Raw genomic sequence first — 3699 nt, 5'->3', positions numbered from 1 at the left:
CGTGCGGATCGACGGCGCCCGCCTGTTGCGCCGCATTGCCGACCTGGCGCAGGTCGGCGCCATCGAGGGCGGCGGCGTTTGCCGCCTGGCGCTGACGGACGCGGACCGGCAGGGGCGCGACCTGGTGGTGCAGTGGATGCGTGACCTTGGCTTGGCCGTGACGGTGGACGGCATCGGCAACGTGGTCGGCCTGCGGGCAGGTCGCAAGGCAGGTCCGCCGGTGATGACCGGTTCGCACATCGACACGGTGCGCACCGGTGGCCGCTACGACGGCAACCTGGGGGTGCTGGCCGGCCTGGAAGTGGTCGCGGCACTGAACGATGCCGGCGTGGTGACCGAGAGGCCGATAGCGGTGGCTTTCTTCACCAATGAGGAAGGCGCGCGCTTTGCGCCCGACATGATGGGCAGCCTGGTGTTCCAGGGCGACCTGGCGTTGGAGGACGCGCTGGCCACGGTCGGCATCGACGGCACCTCGGTGGGCGAGAACCTGGACCGCATCGGCTACGCCGGGACGGCCCCGGTTGGCAATAACAAGGTGCATGCCTTTGTCGAATTGCACGTGGAACAGGGACCGGTGCTGGAGCACGAGGGCTACACCATCGGCGCGGTGACGGGCGTGCAGGGCATCCATTGGATCGAATTCACCGTGCAGGGCGTGTCCAACCATGCCGGCACCACGCCGATGGCGTTGCGTCATGACGCCGGCATCGTCGCAGCCCGCATCGCGTGCTTTGCCAGAGATCTGACCGTGGAGTTGGGCGGGGGCCAGTTGGCGACAGTGGGGCAGGTCAATCTGTTTCCCAACCTGATCAATGTCATTCCCAACCGCGCGACATTCACATTGGACCTGCGCAATACCGACGGCGCGGCCTTGCAGAAGGCGATTGCGCGCTGCATGGAATATGCGGCGCGGGTGGCGGCGGATGAAGGGGTGAGCCTGAGCCATCGGGTGCTGGCCGATTTTGCGCCGGTGGCGTTCGATGAGGCCATCGTCGGCCGGGTCGAGGAAATTGCGCGCAGCCGCGGGCACCGCGTGCGGCGGCTGCCCAGCGGCGCCGGGCACGATGCCCAGATGCTGGCGCGCATGTGCCCGACGGGCATGGTGTTTGTTCCCAGCGTGGGCGGGCTGTCGCACAACGTGGCCGAATTCACGCATGACCAAGATATCGAGGCGGGCGCCGGCGTGTTGCTGGAACTGATGCTCGACCTCGCAGAACAATGAAACCGTAGGAGACTGAACATGTCACGCATCATCAATGTCGCGGCCGCGCAGCTTGGGCCGATCCAGCGCAGCGACACGCGTCGCGACGTCGTCGAGCGCCTGCTCGCGCATCTGCGCCAGGCCCATGCCATGGGCTGCCAGCTGGTGGTCTTTCCGGAGTTGGCGCTGACGACCTTCTTTCCACGGTGGTACATGGAAGACCCGGCCGAGATCGACGCGTTCTATGAAAGCGAGATGCCCGGTCCGCAGACCCGGGTGCTGTTCGAGACCGCGCGCAAGCTGGGCATAGGCTTTTACCTGGGCTATGCGGAGCTGGCGGTGGAGCAGGGCGTCAAGCGTCGCTTCAACACCTCGATCCTGGTGAACCAGAACGGCGAAATCATCGGCAAGTACCGCAAGGTGCATTTGCCCGGGCATGCCGAGCATGAGCCGTGGCGCGCTTTCCAGCATCTGGAGAAGCACTATTTCGAGCCGGGCGAATCTTTCGATGTCTGGCGCGGCTTTGGCGGCGTGATGGGCATGGCCTTGTGCAACGACCGGCGCTGGTCCGAGACTTATCGCGTCATGGGTTTGCAGGGCGCGGAAATGATCCTGCTGGGCTACAACACGCCGGTGCACAATCCGCCGGCGCCCGAGCATGACGACCTGTCCATGTTCCACAACCATCTGGTGATGCAGGCCGGCGCCTATCAGAACGGCACCTGGGTGGTGGGCGTGGCCAAGGCCGGCAAGGAAGAGGGCTGCGAGATGATAGGCGGCAGCTGCATCATCGCGCCGTCGGGCGAGATCGTGGCCGCCTGCTCGACCAAGGGCGACGAACTGGCGATCGCGCGCTGCGACCTGGACCTGTGCCTGTCCTACAAGAGCACGACTTTCAATTTCGACCGACACCGGCGTCCCGAGGCTTACGGCCTGATCACGGAGCGCAGAGGCGCGGTGGAACCTGCGCTGGAGGCGGCGATCACCGCCTGACCTGCGGCGCGACCAGCGTGGCCGGCCGGCAGGCTGGCCGCATAACCGGTCCGGACGTTTCCTTCCCATAAAAAACAGCATGCGGACGCCCCGAGCGTCTGCAGGGGAGCGTTCGGCCTAAAAAAACAGACCCCAAGGTGAAAATATGGACCAGTCAGTCGAGAGTATTGCGGCGCCTCCGGTTGCCGCAGACAAGGATCCCCTGGCGGCGCGGGATGATGCGCTGTATCGGAAGGTGGCGTGGCGGCTGCTGCCATTCTTGATGGTGTGCTACATCGCGGCGTTCCTGGACCGGGTGAACGTCGGCTTTGCCAAGCTGCAGATGCTGGACGATCTGAAGTTCAGCGAAACGGTGTACGGCCTGGGCGCGGGCATTTTCTTCATCGGCTATTTCCTGTTCGAAGTGCCGAGCAATGTGTTGATGCACCGTATCGGCGCGAAGAAGACGCTGGCGCGCATCATGATCCTGTGGGGCATCATCTCGGCCGCCATGGCCCTGACGCAGACGCCGACCCAGTTCTACATCCTGCGTTTCCTGCTGGGGGCGGCCGAGGCCGGTTTCTATCCCGGCATCATCCTGTACCTGACCTATTGGTTTCCTTCAAACCGGCGCGGCCAGATCGTGGCGGTGTTCATGACGGCGGTGCCGTTCGCCGGCATCCTGGGCGGGCCGCTGTCGGGCTGGGTGATGGAGTCCTTCCATGACACGCATGGTCTCGCCGGTTGGCAGTGGATGTTCATCATCGAGGCGATCCCTTCGGTGCTGCTGGGCCTGGCGGTGTTCTGGTACCTGGACGACCGCATCGACGATGCGCGCTGGCTGTCGACGACGGAGAAGTCCCGGCTGGGCCAGAACCTGGTGCGCGAGAAGACCGCCAAGACCGAACACGTGTCGATGCTGACGCTGCTCAAGGACCGGCGCGTGGTCCATATGGCGCTGATCTGCTATTGCACGGTGTCCAGCCTGTCCGGCCTGGCGTTCTGGATACCGTCGGTGATCCGCTCCACTGGCGTGGTGTCGCTGCTGGATATCGGCCTGCTGACGGCGGTGCCGAACATATGCGCAGTGATCTCGATGGTGCTGGTGTGCCGCCATTCGGACGCAACGCGGGAGCGCCGCTGGCACATGATCGTGCCCTTTCTGGTGGGCGGGACGGGCCTGGCGCTCAGCACGCTGTTCAGCCATAACCCGATGTTGGCCGTGGCCATGCTGTCGGTGGCGGCTGCCGGTTGCATGGTGTGCTCGCCGCTGTTCTGGAGCCTGCCAACCGCGTTTCTGGAAGGCAAGAGCGCGGCGGCGGGCATTGCCGGGATCAATTCGTTCGCGGGGTTGGCGGCTTTTGTCAGCCCCTATGCGATCGGTTGGATCAAGGACCTGACCGGTTCGACCGACTGGGGCATGTATTTCCTCGCCAGCTTCGCGCTGATCGGGGCGGTGCTGGTGTATCGCGTGCCGAAGAGCCTGGTCAACCGGTAGGCGTTGCGCCTCCCCACATCGGCGGGGG

At 64.9% G+C, this 3699-nt stretch carries 3 protein-coding genes; all 3 read left to right on the top strand.

Features of this window, described 5'->3' with window-relative positions:
• Nucleotide 1: 1 nt before the first annotated feature.
• The 3 genes from VIR09_RS03760 (at nucleotide 2) to VIR09_RS03750 (ending at nucleotide 3671) form a co-directional block, all read left to right on the top strand.
• Nucleotides 2-1222 carry a Zn-dependent hydrolase gene (locus VIR09_RS03760; RefSeq protein ID WP_332011653.1) on the top strand — a complete coding sequence of 407 codons (1221 nt, stop codon included), beginning with the start codon at nucleotides 2-4 and terminating at the stop codon, nucleotides 1220-1222.
• Nucleotides 1223-1240: 18 nt separating this feature from the next.
• Complete coding sequence (locus tag VIR09_RS03755) at nucleotides 1241-2194, top strand: N-carbamoyl-D-amino-acid hydrolase (protein WP_332011652.1); 954 nt, start codon at nucleotides 1241-1243, stop codon at nucleotides 2192-2194.
• Nucleotides 2195-2339: 145 nt separating this feature from the next.
• Nucleotides 2340-3671 carry an MFS transporter gene (locus VIR09_RS03750; RefSeq protein ID WP_332011651.1) on the top strand — a complete coding sequence of 444 codons (1332 nt, stop codon included), beginning with the start codon at nucleotides 2340-2342 and terminating at the stop codon, nucleotides 3669-3671.
• The last annotated feature ends 28 nt before the right edge of the window (nucleotides 3672-3699 follow it).

This window comes from Achromobacter sp. (assembly GCF_036567245.1).
GTDB lineage: Bacteria > Pseudomonadota > Gammaproteobacteria > Burkholderiales > Burkholderiaceae_B > Achromobacter.
The sequence above is the reverse complement of the archived record's forward strand: the minus strand, read 5'-3'. Positions and strand labels throughout refer to the sequence as shown.